This is a genomic window from Streptomyces spongiae, from assembly GCF_009377185.1.
Taxonomy (GTDB): Bacteria; Actinomycetota; Actinomycetes; order Streptomycetales; family Streptomycetaceae; genus Streptomyces; species Streptomyces spongiae.
On record NZ_VJZC01000072.1, the window covers coordinates 1 to 18,634 of the forward strand.

An 18,634-nucleotide genomic window follows, 5' to 3' on the forward strand; every position below is an offset into this window, starting at 1 on the left:
GGCCTGCGGCGGCGCCGGCCGGCCGGTTCGACCGGCGGCGTGTGTGGGCCGCGGTCGTGGCCGGGGCCGCCGTGGTCGGGGTGACCGTGGGCCTGGTGCTGACGCAGATGGGCGGGGACGGGGACGACGACGGCGGGCGGGAGCAGAAGGCGGCCGAGTCGGTGACCCCCACGGACCCGGCGGACACCTACACATCACAGTCGCCCACCGGAGAAGTCCCCGACGACACCTCCTCGCCGTCCCTGACCGCGGCCCAACTCCCCACGGGCTACGACTCGTTCGACGACCCTCAGGGGTTCAGGACGGCCGTGCCCGACGGTTGGGACCGGGACAGCGTGCCGTCCGAGTACGGCATGGACGTCGTCAACTTCCGCAGCCCGGACGGCGAGCAGCGGATCCAGGTGTTCGAGGTGGCCGAGGCGACCCCGCAGGAGTCGTTCGACCTGTTCCTGTCGCCGGACACCCCGAAGTCCGACAGTTTCCGGCAGCTCGGCCGGGAGGACCTGAGCGACGGGGACTTCGTGGGGGAGCGGCTGGAGTACCTGGTCGACTCGATCCGGGGCGAGCCCGACGTCGGCACCTGGCATGTCGTCGACACCCGCTTCGCGGCCTCGGACGGCACGCTCTACGCGGTGGCGGTGTACGGGAGCGACGACGACGGCCGTAGCGACGAGATCGAGATGGCCGACACGGCGGTGGGCTGGTTCTGCCCGCCGGGCGGCACCTGCGCAGGCTGAGCCCGAAGGGCGCAGGTCGCTGTGCCGCAGCCGTACCGGACGTGCCGTAACCGTGCCGGTCGTGCCGCAGCCGTGCCCGGCACCCTTCCATTTCGTGCCCTTTGTCCACATCTTCAGTGACGCGGCGCACTTTCGGCCAGGGAACGTGCATGCATTCCGGGGGTGGGGGCAGGCGATCACGGCCCCCGAGAGTCACAACGCTGTGACACAGGGGCACGGACCTGGAACGGAAGGCAACACCGAACATGGCAGGACAGCAGGCGCAGCGCACCATTCACGTCGGCGGCGAGTGGGTGGAAGCCGCCTCCGGCGCCACGCGCGAGATCCTCGACCCGGCGGACGCCAAGCCGTTCGCCGTCGTCGCGGAGGGTGACGAGCGGGACACGGGCGCCGCCGTCGCCGCCGCCCGGCGCGCTTTCGACGAGGGCACGTGGGCCCGTACGCCCGTGGCCGAGCGGGCCGCCCTGCTCCGCCGCGTCGCCGATCTGCTCGTACGCGATCGCGAATCCCTCGGCCGGCTGGAGAGCCGTGACGCCGGCAAGACCGTGGAGGAGGGGCGCGTCGACATCGACTGTGTCGCGGACGCCTTCCGGTACTTCGCCGACCTGGTCGCCGGTGAGGGCGGCGGGCGTGTCGTCGACGCGGGGGACGCGGACATCCACAGCGTCGTCGTGCACGAGCCCGTCGGCGTCTGCGCGCTGATCACGCCCTGGAACTACCCGCTCCTCCAGGCCAGCTGGAAGGTCGCGCCCGCGCTCGCCGCCGGCAACACCTTCGTCATCAAGCCGAGCGAGATCACCCCGCTCACCACCGTCGCCCTCGTCGCGCTGCTCGTCGAGGCCGGGCTGCCGGCCGGCGTCGCGAACATCGTGACCGGGCCGGGGCACTCGGTCGGCGCGCGGCTCGCCGAGCATCCGGACGTCGACCTCGTGTCGTTCACCGGCGGACTCGTCAGCGGCACGAAGGTCGCGCAGGCCGCCGCCGTCAGCGTGAAGAAGGTCGCCCTGGAGCTCGGCGGCAAGAACCCGAACGTCGTCTTCGCGGACGCCTGCGAGACGGACGAGGGCTTCGACACCGCCGTCGACCAGGCCCTCAACGCCGCCTTCATCCACAGCGGCCAGGTCTGCTCGGCCGGCGGACGACTGATCATCGAGGAGTCCGTGCGCGAGCGCTTCGTCGCCGAGCTGACCCGCCGGGCCGAGCGCATCCGGCTCGGGCGCGGCACCGAGGACGGCGTCGAGTGCGGGCCGCTCGTGTCCGAGCAGCAGCGGGACAAGACCGAGGCGTACGTCGCCTCCGCGCTCGCCGAGGGCGCGGTGCTGCGGACGGGCGGCCGGCGCCCCGAGCCGAGCGACACCAGGCCCGCCACCGGCTACTTCTACGAGCCGACCGTCCTCGACCGCTGCCACCGCGAGATGCGGGTCGTGCGCGAGGAGGTCTTCGGGCCGGTCCTGACGGTCGAGACCTTCCGCACCGAGGACGAGGCCGTCGCACTCGCGAACGACACCGAGTACGGGCTCGCGGGCGCCGTCTGGACCACCGACGCCGGGCGGGCACGGCGTGTCGCCGGGCGGCTGCGGCACGGCACCGTCTGGATCAACGACTTCCACCCCTACCTCCCGCAGGCCGAGTGGGGCGGATTCGGCAAGAGCGGAGTCGGGCGCGAACTGGGCCCCAGCGGCCTCGCCGAGTACCGCGAGACCAAGCACGTCTACCAGAACCTGGCGCCGAAGCCGGTTCGGTGGTTCGCGGGCTGAGCCGCAGCCGCCCTCCTCCTGAGGCGGCCCTCCTCCTGAGACCGACCTCCCCGGTCCGATCACCTCCCCCTTCCTGGAGCACCCCCATGCACCAAGACACGCATCCGCACACCTACGACTACGTGGTCATCGGCGGCGGCACCGCGGGCTCCGTCATCGCCGCCCGCCTCACCGAGAACCCCGACGTCACGGTCGCCGTCATCGAGGGCGGCCCCAGTGACGTCGGCCGCGACGACGTGCTCACCCTGCGCCGCTGGATGGGTCTGCTCGGCGGCGAACTCGACTACGACTACCCGACGACCGAGCAGCCCCGCGGCAACTCCCACATCCGGCACAGCCGCGCCCGCGTCCTCGGCGGCTGTTCCAGCCACAACACGCTGATCGCGTTCAAGCCGCTGCCCTCCGACTGGGACGAGTGGGAGGCGTCGGGCGCCAAGGGCTGGGGCTCGGTGCCGATGGAGGCGTACTACGCCCGCCTGAAGAACAACATCGTCCCGGTCGACGAGAAGGACCGGAACGCCATCGCCCGCGACTTCGTGGACGCCGCCCTGAACACCCTGGACGTGCCCCGCGTCGAGGGCTTCAACAAGAAGCCCTTCAACGACGGCGTCGGCTTCTTCGACCTCGCCTACCACCCCGAGAACAACAAACGCTCCAGCGCGTCGGTCGCGTATCTGCACCCGGTCATGGACGAGCGGCCCAACCTGCACGTCTTCCTGGAGACCTGGGCCCACAAACTGGAGCTGGACGGGACGCGGGCCGAGGGCGTGCACGTACGCACCAAGGACGGCGAGGAACTCCTCGTCCGGGCCCGGCGCGAGGTGCTGCTGTGCGCCGGAGCCGTCGACTCGCCCCGGCTGCTGCTCCACTCCGGCGTCGGACCCCGCGCGGACCTGGAGGCGCTCGGCATCCCCGTCGCCCACGACCTGCCCGGCGTCGGCGAGAACCTGCTCGACCACCCCGAGTCGGTGATCGTGTGGGAGACGAACGGGCCGATCCCGGAGAACTCCGCGATGGACAGCGACGCCGGCCTGTTCGTGCGCCGCGACCCCGAACACGCGGGCCCCGACCTGATGTTCCACTTCTACCAAATACCGTTCACCGACAACCCGGAGCGGCTCGGATACCGGCGGCCCGCCCACGGCGTCTCGATGACCCCCAACATCCCCAAGCCGAAGAGCCGCGGCCGGCTGTTCCTGACCAGCGCCGACCCGTCCGTGAAGCCCGCCCTCGACTTCCGGTACTTCACCGACGACGACGACTACGACGGGCGCACCCTCGTCGACGGCATCCGTATCGCCCGCGAGATAGCGAAGACCGAACCGCTCGCCGGATGGCTCAAGCGCGAGGTCTGCCCGGGACCGGACATCACCGGCGACGAGGAACTCAGCGAGTACGCCCGGAAGGTCGCGCACACCGTGTACCACCCGGCCGGTACGTGCCGCATGGGCGCGCCCGACGATCCACTCGCCGTGGTCGACCCGGAGCTCAGGATCCGCGGGCTCGACGGCATCCGTATCGCCGACGCGTCCGTCTTCCCGACGATGACCGCCGTGAACCCGATGATCGGGGTGCTCATGGTCGGGGAGAAGGCCGCGGACCTCGTCGGTGCCGCCCATGCGTCCGGGGGTGCCGCCTGATGAGCACGCTGACCACTCCCGCCGCCACGGACACCGCCGTCGACGCCCCCGTCTTCTCGGTCGAGAACCTGTGGAAGGTCTTCGGGCCGAAGGCCGACCGGGTGCCCGCCGACCCCGAGCTCACCGCGCTCGCGCCCGCCGAACTGCGCTCCCGCACCGGCTGCACGGCCGCCGTCCGGGACGTGAGCTTCGACGTGCGCAAGGGCGAGGTCTTCGTCGTCATGGGGCTGTCGGGCTCCGGCAAGTCCACCCTGGTGCGCTGTCTGACCCGGCTGATCGAGCCGACGTCCGGCCGGATCGCCATCGACGGCGAGGACGTCCTCGGCATGGACAAGGCACGGCTGCGGGAACTGCGCCGCCACCGCGCGTCGATGGTCTTCCAGCACTTCGGGCTGCTGCCGCACCGGTCCGTGCTCGACAACGTGGCCTACGGCCTGGAGGTCCAGGGCATGGGCAAGGCCGAGCGCCGCGCCCGCGCCAAGGAGATCGTCGCCAAGGTCGGCCTGGAAGGCATGGAACAGCGCAGGCCCGGCCAGCTCTCCGGCGGTCAGCAGCAGCGGGTCGGGCTCGCCCGGGCGCTCGCCGTCGACCCGCAGGTGCTGCTGTTCGACGAGCCGTTCAGCGCGCTCGACCCGCTGATCCGGCGCGACATGCAGGAGGAGGTCGTGCGGCTGCACCGCGAGGAGGGCCGCACGATGGTCTTCATCACCCACGACCTCAACGAGGCGCTCAAGCTGGGCGACCGCATCGCCCTCATGCGCGACGGCCAGGTCGTGCAACTGGGCACCCCCGAGGAGATCGTCGGCTCGCCCGCCGACGACTACGTCCGGGAGTTCGTGCGCGAGGTGCCCCGCGAGCAGGTCATGACCGTACGCACCGCGATGCGCCCGCCCGAGTCCGCCGACGAGGCGGGACGCGGCCCGGCCGTCGCACCCGACGTGACCGTCTCGGAGGCCATCGAGGCCGTCGCCCGCACCGGCACCGCCGCGCGGGTCGTGGACGACGGCCGCTGCCTCGGCGTGGTCGACTCCGACGCGCTCCTCGGAGTGGTCGCGGGCACGAACACGGGCACGAACGGTGCCGCCCCGAAACCGGCGTCCGCCGTCCCCGCGCAGGCCACCGGCAGCAAGGCGAAAGCCGACACCAAGGCCGACGCCGGCGAGGAGGTGGTGTGATGGCCACGGTCACCGCACCCACCGTCCGTACCGGCCTCCCCGGCCTCCTCAAGCACCGCGCCCTCGCCAAGCTCGTCCTGATCGCGCTGGCGGCGGCCGTCCTCATACCCGTCGTCAACGCCCGCTGGGCGAGCGGCAGCTGGCCCGACGCGCTGACCGTCGACCTGTCCGAACCGCTCGGCAGGGCCAGCGACTGGATCATCGACAACCGGGACAGCCACCCGCTGTTCCTCTACTTCTTCGGCCACATCAGCAACGCGGTCGTGCTCTCCGTGCGCGCCGTCTACCTGGTGCTGCTCGCGGCCGGCTGGGCGGGCGTCACCGCGGCCGCCGCACTGGTCGCGTGGCGCACGGCGGGCCTGAAACTGGCGCTCGGCACGGGCCTGGCGTTCCTCACCTGCGGGCTGCTCGGCATGTGGGTGCCCACCATGCAGACGCTGGCGCTCATGGTGGTCGCCGTCCTCGCGTCGGTCGTCCTCGGCGCGCTGCTGGGCCTCGCGGCCGGGCTGTCGGACCGTACGTACCGCGCCCTGCGGCCCGTCCTGGACACCATGCAGGTGCTCCCGGCGTTCGCCTACCTGCTGCCCGTCGTGCTGGTCTTCGGCATCGGCGTCCCCGCGGCCGTCCTCGCCACCGTCGTGTACGCGGCGCCGCCCATGGCCCGCCTCACCGCGCTCGGACTGCGCGGCGCCGACCAGGGCGTCCTGGAGGCCGTCGAGTCCCTGGGCACCACCGCGCGGCAGCGCCTGATGACCGCCCGGCTGCCGCTGGCCCGCAAGGAACTGCTCCTCGGCCTCAACCAGACGATCATGATGGCGCTGTCCATGGCCGTCATCGCGTCCGTCATCGGCGCGGGCGGCCTCGGTGACCGCGTCTACCAGGCGCTCGCCTCGGTCGACGTCGGCGCCGCACTCGCCGCCGGTATCCCGATCGTGCTGCTCGCGGTCGTCCTCGACCGAGTCACCGCCGCGGCGGGCGACCGGCTCGGCGGCGACGGCCCCGAGACCTCCGGCCGGCTGCGGGCCCTGCAGTGGGGCGGCGCGGCCGTCCTCGCCGTGGCCGCCGCGATCGCCGCGCGCCTCGCGGGCCGTCTCGACTGGCCCGAGGCATGGGTCGTGAACATCGCCGAGCCCGTGAACCGGGCCGTCGACTGGATGACCGCCCACCTCTACTCGGGCGTCCCGTACATCGGCGGCACCGCCGACTGGGCGGGCCACTTCACCACTTGGGTCCTCGACCCGCTGCGCTCCGGCCTCCAGGGGCTGCCCTGGTGGTCCGTGCTGCTCATCGTGGCCACCCTCGCCTGGCTGATCGGCACCTGGCAGACCGCGCTCACCGCCGTCCTCGCGATGGCCGGGATCGGAGTGCTCGGCGTGTGGCAGTCGTCGCTGGACACGCTGTCGCAGGTGCTGGCCGCCGTCGCGGTGACCCTGGTCCTGGGCCTCGCCACCGGTATCGCGGCCGCCCGCAGCGACCGGGTGGAGCGGCTGCTGCGCCCGGTCCTCGACGTGTTCCAGACGATGCCGCAGTTCGTGTACCTGATCCCCGTGGTGGCCCTTTTCGGTGTCGGCCGCGCGCCCGCCGTGGCCGCCGCCGTGGTCTACGCCCTGCCCGCCGTCGTCCGCATCACCACCCAGGGACTGCGCCAGGTCGACCCGGCCGCGCTGGAGTCGGCCCGCTCGCTCGGCGCGAGCAGTGGACAGCAACTCCGCCAGGTCCAGCTCCCGCTCGCCCGCCCGGCGCTGCTGCTCGCCGTCAACCAGGGTGTCGTCCTCGTCCTCGCCGTCGTCATCATCGGCGGTCTGGTCGGCGGCGGTGCGCTCGGCTACGACGTCGTCTTCGGCCTCGCCCAGGGCGACCTGGCGACCGGTCTGGTGGCCGGTGTCGCGATCGTCTGCCTCGGTCTCGTACTGGACCGGGTGACCCAGCCGACGGAACGCCGCCGTACGACGAAGGGAGCGTGACATGCGACTCCGTACGACTTCCGCCATGGCCGGTGTGTCGGCACTTCTGCTCCTCACCGGCTGCGGCGCCGCCGACATGACCAAGCAGGCCTCGCCCTTCGCCAACGCCCAGGGCTCCAAGACGGTGACCCTGTCCGTGCAGTCCTGGGTGGGCGCGCAGGCGAACGTGGCCGTCGCCCAGTACCTGCTCGAACACGAGCTGGGCTACCGCGTCGACACCGTCCAGGTCGACGAGGTCCCCGCGTGGGACGCGCTCAGCCAGGGCCGTGTCGACGCGATCATGGAGGACTGGGGGCACCCCGAGCAGGAGCAGCGGTACGTCAAGGACAAGAAGACGATCGCCCGGGGCGGCGAACTCGGGGTCACCGGGCACATCGGCTGGTTCGTGCCGACGTACTTCGCCAAGAAGCACCCCGACGTCACGAACTGGAAGAACCTCAACAAGTACGCCGACGAACTGCGCACCCCGGAGAGCGGCGGCAAGGGCCAGCTCCTGGACGGCTCCCCGTCCTACGTCACCAACGACAAGGCGCTGGTGAAGAACCTGAACCTGGACTACCAGGTGGTGTTCGCCGGCTCGGAGGCCGCGCAGATCACCCAGATGCGGCAGTTCGCCAAGGAGAAGAAGCCCTTCCTGACCTACTGGTACGCACCGCAGTGGCTGTTCAAGAAGGTGCCGATGACAGAGGTGAAGCTCCCGCCGTACAAGGAGGGCTGCGACGCCGATCCGGACAAGGTGGCGTGCGCCTACCCGCACACGCCTCTCCAGAAGTACCTGAACTCCGACTTCGCCCGGTCCGGCGGCGAGGCGGCGGCCCTGCTGAAGAACTTCAAGTGGACCACCGAGGACCAGAACCAGGTCGCGCTGATGATCGCCGACCAGAAGCTCACCCCGGAGGAGGCGGCGAAGAAGTGGGTGGACAGCCACGAGTCCACGTGGAGGGCGTGGCTGCCCTGAGCCCTGCGTTCCGCAGGCGCTCTACTGCCTGAGGTGGTCGGCCATCCCCCGCAGCGCCAGCGCCGCCCAGCGCTGCAGCCCCGGCCCGAACGTGACGCGAGTGGCCCCGAGTTCACCGAGTTCACCGAATTCGGTGGGCGAGGGACCCTTGCCGTCCGCTACGCGGCCAGGTGGCGGATTCCCGCCCGGCTCGGAGGCGCCGCCGTGGCCCGGATCCCGATGACCTCGACAGCGACGCCCCAGGCCTCCAGCATCTTGGCCGTCTGCACGAGGGTGACCTGGGAGAACGGGAACAGCGTGTCGGCGGTGAGGTCGGTTCCGTTCTTCAGCAGGATCGCGAACACGACCTTCGACGGCCGGAAGCCCTCCGGCAAGGCCCGGCCAGGCCGGGCCGCGGCCACCTTCTGAGCGAACCCGTCCATGGCCTCTGGCGAGTGCAGCAGGGTCTGAACGGCGACCACGGCCTGACCAGCATGTCCTCCTGAACCCTTGCGATCAGGCCGTGGAGCTGAGTGGTGTACTGCTGAAAACGCTGCAGTTCCTGAACTATGTGGTCAGTCACGCGGTCGGTTCATCTCCCTGCCATCGGCCGGCGTGGCCGGTCAGGGCCGTGACAAGAAGAAGAGAGACGGCAAGCCGGTCCCGCGCAGTCCCGGGTGCTCTCCTCAAGTGACTGGCGTGAGAGGGCCGACGGCCTGCAGCAGGAGATGGGCTCCCCGCACTCCTCGACAGACCCCACCCCGCCGCCCGAGGCGTCCCAGCGGGATCTGCGTCACGTCGTGCCGCGCAGTCTCGACGAAGTGGCAGAGGAAGTAATCTCGTCCTTCGATGATCTCGCCCGTCAGGATCCCGAGGCGGTGGAGCGCATTCAGGTGCAGGGCTCGGACTCCACGGGCCGGGTCACCATGACACTGTCCCCGGGCTCCCTGGTCGCGTGCGCAGTGGATCCGGGATGGGCGGCCAAGCAATCGTCGGTGGGCCTGAACCGCGCCTTCGACGAAGCCCTGCACGATGCCCGTTCTGCACTCGCGCGGGCAGTTGAGGCCAACAAGACGGGCGGAGAGAACCGGCAGCTGGACACGCTCCTGGACGAGGCCCTGGCCATTCTCAGCGACCCGCGTCGCTTCACCGGCTTCTGAAGGGAAGTGGTTTTCCGTGACTGACCCCACAGTGAAGGTCGTTACCGATGGCCTGCGTACGGACGCGAGGATGTGGGACAGAGAGAGCGAACGGATGGGGAACATTCACCAGGCCGTGGAAGGCCTGCGCCTGTCCCGTATACAGGCGGGCCTTTTCCAGGTCGTCTTCTCGGCCTACGAATCGGCGATCAACCAGATCTCGGCGCGATGCGCCGAGGGGCAGCAGCGTATGGATGAAGTTGCCACGGCGCTGATCAAGAACGCGAATGCCTACGACAACCGCGAAGCGGACGTGAAGCAGTCCATCGACGGCGCGTACTGACCGAGAAAGCGGAACAACATGGCCTTCAACTCAGCTCAGTACGAAGCCGTCACGGCAAAGCTCAGCACCGGCATGCAGGACCTGTCGGGAAAGCTCAACCAAGTCGGCCCCAAAGCCGAATCGACCGCCAACCACTGGTACGTCCCGGATGTCGTGGCTGATGCGCTGATCTGGGCGGCCAACAAGCTCATCGACCTGGGCTCCTGGGTACTCAACAAGATCACGGAACTCCTCGAAGGAGTAGCCGACCCAGGCGCCATGTTCTTCTATGCCATGGACTGGCAGAGCCACGTCCGGAGCCCCGCATCTTCCGTGGCTGGTGACGTCGCGCCTGAAGCACTCGTCGCCCCCAAGCACTGGTCGGGAGACGCGGCCACCGCCTACACCACGTCGGTCAAGGGCCAGCCGACCGCTGCCACTCAGATCGAGACGAGCGCCGACAAGATCGCCGCAGCGCTCAACATCTGCGCGATCGCCGGCTTGGCGTTCTACGTGGCGCTCGGCGTGATCCTCATAAAATTCATCACCGCCACCATCGCAGCCATCGCCGCCCTGGGATCCGTCGTCTTCTCCTGGGCTGGTGCCGCTCTCATCGTCGAAGAGGCCGGAGTGAACACGGCCCTGATCATCACCGCTGTCACCACGCTGGTCGCCGTCCTCGGGGCCCAGGGACAGCAGATGGCGATCATCGAGGGAGAGGCCGTGGACAACAGCGCGTTCCCTGGTGGTCATTGGCCTGACGCCCTGGCTTGATGCCCGGCAGCGGCCGAGTTTCAATATGATCCGCCCCTACTCCAGCCACCGGAAGGCGGCAAGTACATGTACGGACCCCGTGCAGCCTTGTGGGGCCTGGCGGGATGCTCCTTCATCCTGGCCTTCCTGTCCATCGCCAACTGGCCGATGGCCCTTGGCGGGACGTTCTTCGTCGTCGGAATCGTGCTTGTGGGGAGCGCGGAGGTGTACTCCGACCGCCGACGGAGACGTGAAAAGTTCAATCGCCAGTTCGCCAGCACTGACGACTTCTACCAGGCGGTCGACAAGGAAGCGCTGCTCCGGATCCGCGAGGAGCGAGGGGTAGCGGTCGCGGTGCGTGAACTGCGGCGCCAGTACCCGTCGGTTTCGCTCGCCACGGCGGCCGAGCTGGTCAAAGGGCTCTGAGCAGGGTTGAGGGCTGGCGCGGTGGCTGGTGTTCCGTCTCCAGTCCCCGACCCTGTTCAGTCAGCCTTGTCGTGACGAGACATGCCCTGATCGCGGACGCGGGGCTGGGGCCCACTCACGTTGGGCTGAAGGCCACGCTCAGTTCACCGCCCACGGCGCTGCCAACAATCTGCTTCTCGCCTTCCAGAACCAGCACCGGCTGCTCGCACGTTTCGGCGAAATCCTGGCCCGAGGCAGCTGACTACAGCAGGCTCATAGCAGACCCAGGAGAGCCGGCAGATCAGCGGGGCCTGGGCGTCCTCACCGTTCTTGGCCTCCCACTCGGCACTGCCCTCAGCATCCTTCAAGTTCTCGATGAGAATTCCACGGCGCACCTGCTCATCGCGCTCGCGCTGTAGACCCGCGGCCAGTCGGTACCGTGTACAGCAATCGGCTGACGAGACATCAGACAGCGGGGGCGCAACGCGTGGCGCAGACACGGAAGATCGGTGAGCAGGGCCGCTACGAGCTGATCGAGGAGATCGAGTCCGGCGGCATGGGCACGGTCTGGCGCGGCTACGACGCCGTTCTCGACCGGGAGATCGCGGTCAAGCTCATCCGGCCCGATGTCGTCGCGACACCCGCGCAGGCGAAGGAGTTCACCCGCCGCTTCGAGCGCGAGGCGCGCGTCACGGCACGGATCGGCCACCACGGGGTGCCGCAGGTGTTCGACGCGGTGTTGGACGAGGCGTCGTACGACCGGCTGTACCTGGTGATGGAGTACGTGCGCGGGATCTCCCTGCGCAGGGTGCTCACAGGCACGGAGGACGGAGCGACGACGCGGCTCCCGGTGAGCTGGGCCGCGTCGATCGCCGCACAGATCTGCACGGTCCTGTCGTACGCCCACGCCATCCCGGTCGTACACCGCGACCTGAAGCCGGACAACGTCCTGATCGCCACGGATGGCACGGTCAAGGTACTGGATTTCGGCATCGCGAAACTGCTGGGCACGGACGTCACCCGGCTCACAGCCACCGGCGACCGGATCGGCACCAGCCGGTACATGCCACCCGAGCAGATCGACAACGCGCAGATCACCCCGCTCAGCGACCTCTACGCACTCGGCTGCATGCTGCACGAACTCCTGGCCGGGCAGCCGGTCTTCAGCGGCGACAGCGACTACCAGCTCCTGCACCAGCACATGAACGTGCCGCCGAAGCCGCTCCGCACCCTACGGCCCGAGGTGCCGGAGGACCTGGAGGCGCTGACCCTGGACCTATTGGCCAAGGCGCCCGAGCAGCGGCCGGCCGACGCGTACGCGGTGTACGAGCGCCTCGCGCCCCACCTGCCACAACCGGGATCGGCAGCCGATCCCGTGGCCCTCACTCACGGCGGCTCCCCGTCCGAGGTTCCCGACCCGACGGTGGTCTACCGACAGCCGAACGCACCCCTGCGGCGAACCACGGCCCCTGCGCCCTCACCCGAGCCGGTGGCTCCCGTACCGGTTCCGGCGCGCGTCGACACCGCGCTGCGGGACGCGATCCGGGACGCCTACGCCCGGTCCGCGGACCTCGCCGAGAGCGGGCGGTTCGCCCAGGCCGCGGACGTCCTCAAGGCGGCGATCGCCACGGCGGCCACCACTCTCGGCGCGCACAACCCCCGGGTGCTCGGCCTGCGGCGGCAGCGCGCGGCGGTCCTGATGGCCGGCGAGGACTTCCGGCGCGCCTTGCCGGAGTTCGACGCGCTGGCCGCCGCCTACGCCCGTACGGCCGGACCGTCCAGCGAAAACGTAATGGAGTGCCGTTGGCACGCCGCTCACTGTCGGGCCAACCTCGGCCAGGCCACCGTCGCCCTGCGGGAGTTCCAGGACGTTTTGGAGGTCGTGTCCGACACGGATGGAGACGCTTCCGAGACTGCTCTCGACCTGCGCCGCAGCATCGGCGTCCTCCTCTTCTCCGAGGGTCGCCGCGTCGAGGCCGAGGGCGTGCTCGACGCCCTCCACGAGGACATGTGCGTCGTCCTGGGCGAGGACCACGAGGAGACCCGCGAAATTGCCGACCTCCTCGCCCGCCTGCGCCGCCCGGAGGGGGCAGGCCCCGACTGACGTCCCCCCGGTACCGTCATGCCTCGCTCTCGCCCTCATTTCCTGCGGCCGGCGGCTGCCGCCCGTCCCTCGGTGACGGGCACCTCCACCGCACCACTGCTACGGTCGCGTGCATGACGCTCTCGGTCTCCACGGGTCAGGCTGTTGATCTACGGGTGCAGCCGGTTGACGAGATTCTTGATCGCGTCGAACGGTCTCTGCAGGTGCGCTTGCTCCCAGGCACGGTGGTGCGCAAGCGTCGATGAAACTGGGGGGCCGCTCACTTGTCGACGTCCCGGCAAGAGTGATCTTGGTCGGTAGCACATCGGTTGCCGATGTCCTCGCGCTGCCCGAAGACCTGCGCCGGGAGCGACGGACCGTCACCCCAGGGGCACGTCCATCCGGCCAACGCCCGCGACCATTTCCGGTCACTGGACGCGCAAGGCTCAATTCCTCCTCAGGAAAACGATCAATTGGTTGTTGTGTGCATGGCGTGAATCTAGTGTCAAAGCACTTGATCGCCACGGGGGCGGTCCACCGAAAGGGTGTGTCATGGGCATGGGTTCAAGGCGCTTGCTGACCAGCACTGCAACAGCTCTGCTTCTTTGCCTCTCCACTGCGGGTACAGCTGCCGCCGATGATGTGCCCACCGACGATGATGGTGCGGTATCCGCGGATGAGACGACGGACATCAACGACAGACAGGGATGGGAGGACGACACGGACCAGCCGCTCTCCGAGCTGGGGCCGACAGCGTGCGAACATCCGTCCACGTGGTACAGCGTCACGTCGAAGAAGGCCTATCACGTTCCCTCGGGGTGGAACGGCACCAAATACAAGGACGGCCCGGGCGGCACCATCAAGGTTTCCGTCACCAAGGGCGGAACCATCTCTCTTGAGGTTTCGGGCAGTGGAGAGTGGTCAGCGGGGGCGCTCCTCGCGAAGGCCAAGGTCACTGTCAGCGCCAAGGTGGCGGGCAGTGTGACCGTCACAACCGGCCACGAATTCAGCCACGAGGTCACCAGGAACAAGTACGGTCACCTGCAGTACGGCTCATGGGGTTACAAGGTCAACTGGAAGCGGTATAGGTCCAGCGGGAGGAACTGCGGCAGCCGTGTTGAGATAGGTCATGGAAAGGCTACGCTGCCCACGACCGAGACCGGCTGGAAGTACTGGGAAACATCGTCATGACGCATTCGACCGCACGGCGATGGATCGCCGGATGTGCCCTGGCGGCGTCGGTGTTCCTCCTCGCCTCGTGCACGTCAAGCGCCGGTGACGGAGAACCTGCCAAGACGCCCTCGACGCCCGCTTCGAGTTCCTCCCGGGCAGCAGACGGGTCCGCAGAAAAGCGCCTGACGGAGAAGGCCCAGACCGCCCTTGCCGCCGTTCAGACCGGGCAGATGGTCGAGGCCGGCGCGGAACGACTTACCGACGGAATCCACACCGAACCCAGCCTGCAAGCGGGCAAGACCTACGAACTCAAACTGGTCTGCGTCGGCCACGGCACAGCGCAGCTGAGTTTCAACCCGGCGGGTACCGGCACATCGGCCAAGGTGCCTTGTGATCAGTCCGTGTTCCGACAGCGGATCTCCGCAGGCAAGCAGATCCACATCGACGTCGACGCCACCCCAGGATCGAACGGCGTGATCGCCTGGGAGATCGACTCCATCTGACACAGGCGAATGGGCGCCTCCGGGGCCAGTAGTCGGAGGCGTCCATCTCTCACCGTGACACGGCCAACTGCGGCCCCCCGCATCCTTGCAGGCGGGCTGCGCGCCGAGAGGATCGGCTTGTCCAAGTGTGTGGATAGCCACGAGTCCACATGGAGGGCGTGGTTGCCCTGAGCCCCGAGTGCCCTACCGGTTGAGGTGGTCGGCCATCCCCCGCAGCGCCAGCTCCGACCAGCGCTGCAGTCCCGGCCCGAACGTGACGCGACTGGCCCCGAGTTCACCGAGTTCGGTGGGCGAGGGGCCCTTGCCGTCCAGCCGGGCGAACACGTTGACCGGCCCCTGGATCCCGGACGGCAGCAGCGGCAGCACCTCCGGCGGGGCGTAGATCGGGTCCACGCAGTCGGCGCCGGCGGCGACGTACAGCGCGGCCCGCTCGATGGCCCGGCCGGGATCGGGGACTCCGCGGGCGAACGTGTCGACGCGTGCGTTGACGAACAGCGCCCCGCCCGCAGCGGCCCGCACCTCCGCGAGCCAGTCGGCGTGCTCCTGCGGATCCCTGAGGACGCCCCCGCTGGAGTCCTCCAGGTTGCATCCCGCCGCACCGGTCTCCAGGAGCCGTTCCACCAGTTCCTTCGGCGGCAGCCCGAACCCGTCCCGGACGTCCGCGGACACCGGAACGTCCACGGCCCGTACGATCCGCGCGACCGCCGCGAACATCTCGTAGGCGGGCACGTCCTCGTCCTCGTACCCGAGCGAGGCCGCGACCCCGGCGCTGGGCGTGGCGAGCGCCGGGAACCCGGCCTCGGCGAGGACCCGGGCGCTGGCCGCGTCCCAGGGGCCCGGCAGGACGAGCGGGGCCTCCGGGGTCCGGCAGCGGTGCAGGGCGTGGAAGAGACCGGCCTTGCTGACGTCACTCACGGCGTGTATCCGTTGCCGAGACCGTAGTCAGGTCTCAGTATTCCGGGCATTTCGGCCCGGAAGGTCCGTCACATCACCAAAGCGTGAGAGCTTCGGCTTGAGTACGGTCTCTCGCTTCCGTCTGCCGCTGGCGCGGCAGAGTTGCGCCACCTGCCCGCCCCGCCCCGCCCCCGCCTTGCGGCGGGGGCGGGTGGCGCGGGTCTTCTGGTCGGCTCCACGAGGCTTCGACACCCGCTTGGGGGTGTCCTGGTCTCCGGCCACTCCGGTACCAGTTACTACGGCTGCCGCGAGAGCGGCGAGGTTGAGTGCGGCGTTGTCGTCCCGGTCGATGACCAGGTGGCATGCGTCGCATTCGTACGTCCGGACGTGCAGCGGCAGCTTGGCTTTCACCGCGCCGCACCCGGAACAGGTCTTGGAGGACGGGTACCAGCGGTCGGCGACCACAAGGCGTGTGGCGTGGCGCTGGCGGGTCTTGGAGTCGAGCTGGCGGCGGATCTCCCCGAACCCGGCGTCGGCGATCTGGCGGGCCAGGCGCCGGTTGCGGAGCATCCCGGCGACGTTGAGATCCTCGACCACGACGGTGCCGTACTCGGCCGCCACGCTGGTGGTGAGTTTGTGTAGGGCGTTCTCGCGGAGGTTCGCCACCCGGTGATGCACTCGGTTGCGGGCCGCGTTGGCCTTCTCCCAGCGGCGGGATGGCTTGCGTCCGGTCCTGCGGTCGGGGCCCTGGCGTCGGGAGACGATCCGGGAGGCGCGGCGCAGTTGCTTGCGTGCGGCGTCGTAGTGCCCAGGGTTGGCGATGGTGCGGATCTCGCCCGTCGAGTCGGCCGTGACGGCGAGGGCCTTCACTCCGAGGTCGATACCTACCGCCGTGTCCGGCCGGGCGACGCATTCGATATCCCGCTTGACCTCGGCCTGGAAGGACACGAACCAGCGTCCCCGTTCATGCCGCACCGTGGCGGACAGGATGCGAGCGGTCCCGGCCTGAACGCGGGCGAGGAGCTTGAGCGTGGGCTCGTGGGTGCGGAGCGTGCCCAGGCGGGGCAGCGTCACGTGCCGGCCGTCGCGCTCGACGCGGATCGTGCCGGTGGTGAAGCGGCAGGAAAGACGGGCCTTACGCTTCGACTTGAACCGGGGCGCGCCCATCCGCTTGCCGCGCCGCTTGCCGTTCTTCGACTTCGCGTAGTTGTCGAACGCGGCAGCCGCGTTGGCCAGACCAGTGTTGTACGCCTCCTTGGAGTTGGCCTCCCACCAGTCCGCGAATCTGGGATCGGTGTGCTTGGCCTCGTTGAACGCCCTCCGCAGCGAGGGCAGCGACCACGGCCGCCACTCCGTCAACGCGGCCTCGGGAACGCCGTACGTCTCCTCGGCGCGGCGCTGCCACCACGACGCCTCGACCCAGCCGACAGCCCAGTTGTAGGCGGCCCGCGCGGCGCCGCAGTGCGAACGCAGCGCGTGCTCCTGGGAGGCGTTCGGGTCCAGGGCGAACCGGTACGCCTGCACCACGAAACCCGGCTGCGGCTGGAACCTCTTCACTCGGCGTCCTCGCCGGTCGCCACGGCCACCGCGCGGGCGGCCCGCATCTTCGCAGCACGGCGCCCATACAGGCGCGCACACATCGACGTGAGCACCTCGGTGATGTCCCGTACGAGGCCGTCGGCGGTCTCGGTGGGGTCGAGGACGATCAGGCGCCGCCCGGACGCCGACAGGACCGCTTCGAGATACTCGACCCCGAACCGGGCAAGCCGGTCGCGGTGCTCGACCACGATCACCGCCGCCTGCGGGTCGGACAGCACCCGGTGCAGCTTGCGCCGCCGCCCGTTCAGCCCCGAACCGACCTCGGTGACAACCTCGGCGACGGCCAGGCCCAGCCCGTTTACGCCGGACACGACCCGGGCGGCCTGCCGCTCCAGATCGGCTTTCTGGTCGGCGGACGACACGCGGCAGTACGCCACCACACGCCCGGACGGCTGGACGACGACCTCGTCGACCAGCCACGTACCGGAAGGCGCCTGGCGGACCGGGACGGGCATCTTCCCGTCCTTCACCCACCGCCAGGCGGTCTGGTAGCTCACGCCCTGCTGACGGGCCCACTCCGAAAGCTTCACGAGACCAAAGTACGTGAGACAAACGACTAGAAATGACTACGAATGACTAGAAAATCTGTAGCAGCTTTCACCTCCCGGCGGGATCCGGCGGCCGACCATCACCCGGTTCCAGTTGTTGATGGCGGTGATCAGGGCGACGAGGTGGGCGAGACGGACCTCGTCGAAGTGCTCGGCGGCCTTCTCGTACACCTCGTCGGGCACAAAGCCGTCCGTCAGGACCGTCACGGCCTCCGTCAGCGCGAGCGCGGCACGCTCCCGCTCGTCGAAGACGTCCCCGGCCTCCTCCCAGGCCGCCAGCAGGCCGAGCTGCCTCTCGCTGACGCCGTGCTCGCGGGCGAGGGTGAGGTGCATGTCGAGGCAGAAGGCGCAGTGGTTGAGCTGCGAGGCCCGGATCATGACGAGCTCGGCCAGTGCGGGATCGCCGAGGCCCTTCTTCGCGGCCCCGCTGAGCGCCGACATGGCCTGGGCGACCGCCGGGTCGAGGAGCCGGGTACGGACCGTCATTTGTGCTGTCCCGCCTGGTAGTGGCCCGGCGTCATCCGCGCGGTCACGCCGAAGCGGTTCCAGGCGTTGATCACCGCGATCGCCGAGATCAGCTGGGCCAGCTCGGCCTCCTCGAAGTGCTGGGCGGCCTTCTCGTACACCTCGTCGGGTACGAAGCCGTCCGTCAGGACGGTCACGGCCTCCGTCAGTTCCAGCGCCGCGAGTTCCCTCTCCGTGTAGAAGTGACGCGACTCGTCCCAGGCGCTGAGCTGCATGATCCGCTCGACCCTCTCGCCCGCGGCGAGCGCGTCCTTGGTGTGCATGTCGAGGCAGAAGGCGCAGTGGTTGATCTGGGAGGCACGGATCTTCACCAGCTCGCACAGCGTCGGGTCGAGGCCCTGCCGGGCGGCCGCGTCGAGCCGGATCATCGCCTTGTAGACGTCGGGGGCGAGCTGGGCCCACCGCAGACGCGGGCCGGTCTCGGGGGCGTACTCCGTCTTCGTGTCGTCGGTCGTCGTCATGCTTCGACACTAGGAGCGA

The 18,634-nt window shown here is 69.6% G+C and carries 18 protein-coding genes and 2 pseudogenes; 13 read left to right on the top strand and 7 right to left on the bottom strand.

The window, feature by feature from the left end; genetic code table 11:
• The 6 genes and pseudogenes from FNH08_RS13440 to FNH08_RS13465 form a co-directional block, all read left to right on the top strand.
• Positions 1 to 737: pseudogene (locus tag FNH08_RS13440) on the top strand (hypothetical protein); the annotation flags it as partial.
• A gap of 245 nt (positions 738 to 982) precedes the next feature.
• Positions 983 to 2,494, top strand: a complete 1,512-nt coding sequence (locus tag FNH08_RS13445; RefSeq protein WP_152771713.1) for an aldehyde dehydrogenase family protein — start codon at positions 983 to 985, stop codon at positions 2,492 to 2,494.
• 86 nt (positions 2,495 to 2,580) lie between these two features.
• Complete coding sequence (locus tag FNH08_RS13450) at positions 2,581 to 4,134, top strand: GMC family oxidoreductase (RefSeq protein WP_152771714.1); 1,554 nt, start codon at positions 2,581 to 2,583, stop codon at positions 4,132 to 4,134.
• Positions 4,134 to 5,309, top strand: a complete 1,176-nt coding sequence (locus tag FNH08_RS13455) for a quaternary amine ABC transporter ATP-binding protein (protein WP_152771715.1) — start codon at positions 4,134 to 4,136, stop codon at positions 5,307 to 5,309. The genes FNH08_RS13450 and FNH08_RS13455 overlap by 1 nt, the downstream gene beginning before the upstream one ends.
• The gene (locus FNH08_RS13460) at positions 5,309 to 7,273 is read left to right on the top strand and encodes an ABC transporter permease (protein ID WP_152771716.1); all 1,965 of its coding nucleotides are present in this window, start codon (positions 5,309 to 5,311) and stop codon (positions 7,271 to 7,273) included. The genes FNH08_RS13455 and FNH08_RS13460 overlap by 1 nt, the downstream gene beginning before the upstream one ends.
• A gap of 1 nt (position 7,274) precedes the next feature.
• On the top strand, positions 7,275 to 8,231 hold the full coding sequence (locus FNH08_RS13465; protein WP_152771717.1) for an ABC transporter substrate-binding protein: 957 nt from the start codon (positions 7,275 to 7,277) through the stop codon (positions 8,229 to 8,231).
• Between the two features lie 21 nt (positions 8,232 to 8,252).
• On the opposite strand, the pseudogene FNH08_RS51845 reads toward FNH08_RS13465, so the two are convergent.
• Positions 8,253 to 8,387: pseudogene (locus FNH08_RS51845) on the bottom strand (isocitrate lyase/phosphoenolpyruvate mutase family protein); the annotation flags it as partial.
• Between the two features lie 2 nt (positions 8,388 to 8,389).
• Positions 8,390 to 8,692 carry a TIGR04141 family sporadically distributed protein gene (locus tag FNH08_RS13470; protein WP_322724405.1) on the bottom strand — a complete coding sequence of 101 codons (303 nt, stop codon included), beginning with the start codon at positions 8,690 to 8,692 and terminating at the stop codon, positions 8,390 to 8,392.
• Positions 8,693 to 9,010: 318 nt separating this feature from the next.
• Here FNH08_RS13470 and FNH08_RS50705 point away from each other — a divergent pair, with 318 nt between their 5' ends.
• The 7 genes from FNH08_RS50705 (at position 9,011) to FNH08_RS51850 (ending at position 14,588) form a co-directional block, all read left to right on the top strand.
• The gene (locus FNH08_RS50705; RefSeq protein WP_194238474.1) at positions 9,011 to 9,370 is read left to right on the top strand and encodes a hypothetical protein; all 360 of its coding nucleotides are present in this window, start codon (positions 9,011 to 9,013) and stop codon (positions 9,368 to 9,370) included.
• Positions 9,371 to 9,386: 16 nt separating this feature from the next.
• The gene (locus FNH08_RS50710) at positions 9,387 to 9,692 is read left to right on the top strand and encodes a type VII secretion target (protein WP_322724406.1); all 306 of its coding nucleotides are present in this window, start codon (positions 9,387 to 9,389) and stop codon (positions 9,690 to 9,692) included.
• A gap of 18 nt (positions 9,693 to 9,710) precedes the next feature.
• Positions 9,711 to 10,445: a hypothetical protein gene (locus FNH08_RS13480; RefSeq protein WP_152771719.1), complete on the top strand. Its 735-nt coding sequence runs from the start codon at positions 9,711 to 9,713 to the stop codon at positions 10,443 to 10,445.
• Between the two features lie 66 nt (positions 10,446 to 10,511).
• Complete coding sequence (locus FNH08_RS13485) at positions 10,512 to 10,850, top strand: hypothetical protein (protein ID WP_152771720.1); 339 nt, start codon at positions 10,512 to 10,514, stop codon at positions 10,848 to 10,850.
• A gap of 466 nt (positions 10,851 to 11,316) precedes the next feature.
• The gene (locus FNH08_RS13495; RefSeq protein ID WP_322724408.1) at positions 11,317 to 12,933 is read left to right on the top strand and encodes a serine/threonine-protein kinase; all 1,617 of its coding nucleotides are present in this window, start codon (positions 11,317 to 11,319) and stop codon (positions 12,931 to 12,933) included.
• A gap of 552 nt (positions 12,934 to 13,485) precedes the next feature.
• A complete protein-coding gene (locus FNH08_RS13500) occupies positions 13,486 to 14,103 on the top strand; it encodes a hypothetical protein (RefSeq protein WP_228034101.1) in 618 nt (205 codons plus the stop codon).
• Entirely contained in the window at positions 14,100 to 14,588 is a 489-nt protein-coding gene (locus tag FNH08_RS51850) for a hypothetical protein (protein WP_228034102.1), read from the top strand. Before FNH08_RS13500 ends, FNH08_RS51850 begins: the two co-directional genes overlap by 4 nt.
• A 183-nt stretch (positions 14,589 to 14,771) precedes the next feature.
• Here FNH08_RS51850 and FNH08_RS13510 read toward each other — a convergent pair whose 3' ends face one another.
• From FNH08_RS13510 to FNH08_RS13530, 5 genes are read right to left on the bottom strand one after another with little or no spacing between them, the layout of a single operon-like run.
• Positions 14,772 to 15,503, bottom strand: a complete 732-nt coding sequence (locus FNH08_RS13510; RefSeq protein WP_322724409.1) for an isocitrate lyase/PEP mutase family protein — start codon at positions 15,501 to 15,503, stop codon at positions 14,772 to 14,774.
• Positions 15,504 to 15,530: 27 nt separating this feature from the next.
• Entirely contained in the window at positions 15,531 to 17,039 is a 1,509-nt protein-coding gene (tnpB, locus tag FNH08_RS13515) for an IS607 family element RNA-guided endonuclease TnpB (protein WP_322724410.1), read from the bottom strand.
• Positions 17,036 to 17,611: an IS607 family transposase gene (locus tag FNH08_RS13520; RefSeq protein WP_322724411.1), complete on the bottom strand. Its 576-nt coding sequence runs from the start codon at positions 17,609 to 17,611 to the stop codon at positions 17,036 to 17,038. Before FNH08_RS13520 ends, tnpB begins: the two co-directional genes overlap by 4 nt.
• Before the next feature lie 36 nt (positions 17,612 to 17,647).
• The gene (locus tag FNH08_RS13525; RefSeq protein WP_152771721.1) at positions 17,648 to 18,115 is read right to left on the bottom strand and encodes a carboxymuconolactone decarboxylase family protein; all 468 of its coding nucleotides are present in this window, start codon (positions 18,113 to 18,115) and stop codon (positions 17,648 to 17,650) included.
• Complete coding sequence (locus tag FNH08_RS13530) at positions 18,112 to 18,615, bottom strand: carboxymuconolactone decarboxylase family protein (RefSeq protein ID WP_152771722.1); 504 nt, start codon at positions 18,613 to 18,615, stop codon at positions 18,112 to 18,114. The genes FNH08_RS13525 and FNH08_RS13530 overlap by 4 nt, the downstream gene beginning before the upstream one ends.
• Positions 18,616 to 18,634: the final 19 nt, after the last annotated feature.